The organism is Streptomyces sp. NPDC021115, from assembly GCF_044333065.1.
GTDB lineage: Bacteria > Actinomycetota > Actinomycetes > Streptomycetales > Streptomycetaceae > Streptomyces.
In genome coordinates, this window is the sequence record NZ_JBIRQF010000049.1 from 1 (window position 1) to 5,297 (window position 5,297).

The window sequence follows — 5,297 nt, forward strand, 5'->3', positions numbered from 1 at the left end:
ACCGTCGGCCACTCAAACACCGCCCGCAACGGCAACTCCACGCCCAGCACCGACCGCACACGACTCACCAACCGAGTCGCCAGCAACGAATGCCCACCCAGCGCGAAGAAGTCATCGTCGATCCCCACCCGATCGACCCCCAACACCTCCGCGAACAACCCGCACAGGAGCTCCTCCCGCGCCGACCGCGGCCCCCGCACCGACCGCGGCGCATAGTCGGGGGCCGGGAGCGCTCTCCGGTCGAGCTTGCCGCTGGAGGTGAGGGGGATCGTGTCGAGGGCGATGACGGCGGACGGCACCATGTACTCGGGCAGCCGCTCGCGCAGGGCGTCCCGCAGTCCCGCGAGTACGCGGCCGGTCGTCCGGGAGCTCAGGGGGTTGTTCACCAGGGCCGACAGGGGCTTGTGCGGGGGGTGCGCCGGGCGATGCACGTCCGTGTAGACGGCGCCAGCGTGTCCGCCGGGGACGAGTACGGCGTCGAAGGCGTCCGGTGCGCCGGGCGACCAAGTGGTGAGCACCTGGCACCCGCGCCGCTCGCCCCAGCTGTGCAGGGTCTCGGGGTCGATCCCGGACGGGTTCCTGTCACCCGCCTCCTCACGGAGGTATTCCGCGGCCGCGACCTCCCCGGCCAGACGACTGTTGACGAGACCCGTAATGCGGATCGACGCCGCCCCGGACGTGAGGTCGTCGAGGTCCTGGAGGCTCGTGAGGTCGCGGCCCCAGACGAACTCCGCTGCGTTCGCGAGGGATTCGGCCCGGTCGGGTCCGTCCGCCTTGTGGAGTACGACCTCGTAGCGGTGCCGCGTCAGTTCGTTGTGGTGGGTGCCGCGCTTGAGGCGGATGTCGACGCCGGCAACCGCGTCGGTGTGGCGCCTCGCCCAAGCGGTGAAGAAATCCGGGTCGATGACCAGTTCCTTCTCCATGATCACCGCGTGTTCCACGGCCGCCCTGAGCTGTTCGCCGGTGGCGTCCTCAGCGGCGTGGCCGAGGTGGATCCCGGTCTGGAAGGCACGCAGTGAACCACGGTGGCGTACGTCGCCCACGACGATGCGTCCACCGGGGGCGAGCCGGCCGAGTGCGCCGTCCAGGACCCGGGCCAGGTAATCGGCGTCGGGGAAGTACTGGACGATCGAGTTGAGGACGACGGTGTCGAAGTACTCGGCCGGGATGCCGTCCATGACGTCGGCGGGCCGGCACAGCAGCCGCACCCGGTCGGCGAGTCCGGCGGTCTCCACCTGGGCGGTGAGGCGTTCGATCACGGGTGCGGAGAAGTCGGTCGCCCAGTAGCTCTCGGTCCGCGGGGCCAGCGGGCCGAGGAGCAGGCCCGAGCCGACACCGATCTCCAGGATGCGCCGGGGCGAGCGTTCCACGACACGTGTCACCGCGGCGTCACGCCAGGCGCGCATCTCGTCGAGCGGGATCGGCTGTCCGGTGTAGGAGCTGTTCCAGCCGGTGAAGTCCTGGCCGAGCGCGTGCAGTTCTGCCCGGGCGCCGCCGTAGACATCGTCGTAGATCTCGCGCCACTCGTCCACCTGGTCGTCCTCGGCGGCCTCGCCCTCGGGCACGACGTACCCCACGAGCCGCGGGTCGCCGTCCCGGTCCTCCCGGACCACCACCACGGCCTGGGCGACGCCGGGCTGCTCGCGCAGCGCGGACTCGATCTCGCCGGGCTCGATGCGGAAGCCGCGGACCTTGACCTGCTGGTCGGCGCGGCCGATGTAGTCGAGCTGTCCCTGCGCCGTCCAGCGCACGAGGTCGCCCGTGCGGTACATGCGGGTCCCGGCCGGGCCGAAGGGGTCGGCCACGAAGCGCTGGGCGCTGAGTCCGGGCTGGTCGAGGTAGCCCCGGGCCAAGCCCTCGCCCGCAAGATACAGCTCGCCGGGGACGCCCGGGGGCACCGGCCGCAGGCGTTCGTCGAGGACCCGGACCTGGGTGTTGTCGACGGGGCGTCCGATCGGGACGTCCCGGCCGGCCAACGGTTCGCTGATCGCGGCGCAGACGGTGGACTCGGTCGGGCCGTAGGCGTTGACCATACGGCGTCCGGCCGACCAGCTCTGCACCAGGTCGGGGCCGCATGCTTCGGCTCCCACGATCAGGGTACGGAATCCGGTGAGCGCCTCGGCGGACCCGGCCGGCAGGGTGCCCAGCACCGAGGGCGGGATGAGCGCGTGGGTGATCCGGCGATCGGCCAGGACGTCGGCCAGTTCGGCGCCGACGAGGCGGTCCCGGCCGCCCAGGACCAGGGCGGCACCGGCCGCGAAGGCCATGGTCAGTTCGAGTACGGCCGCGTCGAAGGCGGCCGACGACAACTGGAGTACCCGGGAGTCCGGGGTGACAGCGCACTGCCGTACCAGAGTGCTCGCCAGGCTTCCGAGGCCCTGATGGGTGACGACGACGCCCTTGGGCACACCCGTGGAGCCGGAGGTGTAGATGACGTAGGCCGGGTGGCGGGGGTCCAGGGTGCCGGGTCCCGGGTCGTGGTCGGGGCAGGCCGCCAGGGCGGCGGCCGTCTCGGGGGCGTCGGTGGCCACGACATCGATGCCGTCGGGCACGGTGCCGAGCGTGCCGACGAGTGCCCGGGTGGACAGGAGCAGCTCCGGGGCGGCGTCGGCCAGCATGTGGCCGACTCGCTCGCCAAGGTATTCGGGGTCGAGCGGCAGATAGGCGCCGCCCGCCTTGAGGACCCCGAGGACGGCCGCGACCTGGTCGGGCGAGCGGTCGTACAGGATGGCCACGTGGTGCTCGGGGCCGATGCCCCGGCCGCGCAGCCAGTGGGCGATCCGGTTGGCGCCGGCGTCCAGCTCCCGATAGGTCAGTTCGGCGTCTCCGCAGATCAGAGCCGTTGCGTCGGGCGTGCGGGCGACCTGCTGCGCGAAGAGGACCGGCAGGGTCGGCGCGGTCGTGTCCTCGGTGCGGCCAGTGTTCCACTCGGCGATCCGTGCGTGCTCCCGAGGGGTGAGGATGTCGGCCGCGCCGATGGGGCCCTCGGGGTCGCGGACCAGGGCGCGCATGAACTCGGTCCAGCGGTGGATGAGGGTGTCGACCGTGGCGGCGTCGAAGAGTTCCGTGGCGTACTCGACGTAGGCGTCGATGCCGATGGGCTCGCCGTTCTCGCTGTGGCTCTCCGTCAGACTGAAGAAGAGGTCGAAACGAGATGTCCCGGTGCCGACGAGCTCGGGGCGGACACGCAGGCCGGGCATGCCGAACCGAGCCTGTTCGTTGTTCTGGAGGGTCAGAGCCACCTGGAACAGCGGGTGGTGTGCGGTCGAGCGCTGCGGGTTGAGCTCCTCCACCAGGGACTCGAACGGGACGTCCTGGTGGGCGTAGGCCGCGAGGCTGGTCTCCCGTACGCGGGCGACGAGTTCGACGAACGACGGATTGCCGGAGGTGTCCGTACGCAGAACCAGCATGTTGACGAAGAATCCCACGAGCCGGTCCAGCGCCTCGTCCGTGCGCCCGGCGATACCGCTGCCGAGCGGGATGTCGGTGCCCGCGCCGAGCCGGGAGAGCAGGGCGGCGAGGGCCGCCTGGAGCATCATGAAGACGGTCGCGTCGTGGGCACGGGCCAGCTCGCTCAGCGCACGGTGCAGATCCGGGTCGAGCACGAAGGGCGTGACGTCTCCTTGGTACGACGCCACAGCGGGCCGCGCGCGGTCGGCGGGGGCGCTCACCTCCTCCGGGAGCTCGGCCAACGTCAGGCGCCAGTAGTCCACTTGCCGTCCGAAGAGACTGCCGGGGTCGTCCGCCTCACCCAGGAGGTCCCGCTGCCAGAGGGTGTAGTCGGCGTACTGCACCGGCAGCGGCTCCCACCCCGGCACCGCACCCTCCAGGCGCGCCGCATACGCCTCCGCCAGGTCCCGGGCCAGCGGCACCATCGACCAGCCGTCCCCCGCGATGTGATGCAGCACCACCAGCAACACATGCTCCGACGGACCGGAGGCGAACAGCCAAGCCCGCACAGGGATTTCCGCCGCCAGATCGAAGGCATACCGAGCTGCCTCCACCAACTCCTGCCGCACCTCGGCAGCTTCGACCTCGCGGGTCTCCAGCGAGACGGAGGCGTCTGCCAACACCCGCTGGCACGGCTCCCCGTCCACCTCCACGAACACCGTCCGCAACGACTCATGCCGAGCCACCACATCGTTCAACGCGGCCGCGAGTGCGTCCGGGTCCAGGTCCCCCGACATCCACAGAGCCAGGGGCACGTTGTACGTCGCCGACGGACCCTCCAACTTGTGCTGGAACCAGAGACGTTGCTGGGCGAAGGACAAGGGCAGGACGTCCGGGGGCGGAACGGGCGCAAGCCGTGTGCGTCGCTCTTCGGTCCCGTGGCCGACAGCACGGGCGAGGGCGACCGGGCTCGGGTGCTCGAACAGCGTGCGGGGCTGGAGCTCGGCGCCGAGAACGGCGCGGACGCGGCTGATGAGGCGGGTGGCGAGGAGGGAGTGCCCCCCAAGGTCGAAGAAGCTGTCGCCGGGCGCCACACGTGTGAGGCCCAGCAGTTCGGCGAAGAGACCGCAGAGGACCGCCTCGTGGACGTGCGGCTCGTCGGCGCCGAGGATCTCGGAGGGGGCTAGGTGGGCCGGCACCCGGTCGCGGAGTTCCTGGAGGACCTCGGGGGACGGGCTCGGCAAGACGTACGCCACCAGCCTCGCCTCGGGCTGCCCAGCCGTCACTGCGGTGCCGTCGGAGTGCACCAGGGCGGTGATCGCGTGCGTGACGGCGGGGTGGCTGAGCAACTGCTCACGCAGTTGGTCAAGCAGGAGACGGCCTCGCCGGTCCTCCCGGCTGCCGGACAACAGGTCGATCAGGGGAGGAAGTTCGGTACCGGTGGCAGCGGTCCGGCGTGGGCGGCGCACGAGCCGGCGCAGAACGGCGGGCAGCGGCTCGGTGGAACGCTCGCGCAGGCCGTCGATGTCGAAGCGCACGGGAGCCACCACGGGCTGAGGTGCGCGAAGCGCGAGGTCGAGGAGGATCAGGGCCCGCGGGGTGGGGAGGGGCAGGACGCCGGAGCGCCGGATGCGGTCGAGGTCGCCCTCGTCGAGAGCGCCGGTCAGGCCGGAGGCCTGCTCCCACAACCCCCATGCGAGAGAAACACCCGGCAGCCCCTGAGCACGCCGCTCATGCGCCAACGCGTCCAAGAACGCATTCGCCGCGGCGTAGTTCGCCTGCCCAGCACTCCCCACCACACCCGAAACCGAAGAATAAACCACAAAAGCCAGCAAATCCGGACACCGCTCCCGCGTTACCTCATGCAACACCCACGCACCATCGACCTTCGACCGCAACACCTCCCC

The 5,297-nt window shown here is 71.2% G+C and carries 1 protein-coding gene and 1 pseudogene; both read right to left on the reverse strand.

The window, feature by feature from the left end:
- A partial coding sequence (locus ACH4TL_RS45690; protein ID WP_398425541.1) for an amino acid adenylation domain-containing protein occupies nt 1-5,078 on the reverse strand: 5,078 nt, incomplete at its 3' end.
- Nucleotides 5,079-5,129: 51 nt separating this feature from the next.
- A pseudogene (locus ACH4TL_RS45695) lies at nt 5,130-5,291 on the reverse strand (KR domain-containing protein); the annotation flags it as partial.
- Between the last annotated feature and the right edge of the window lie 6 nt (nt 5,292-5,297).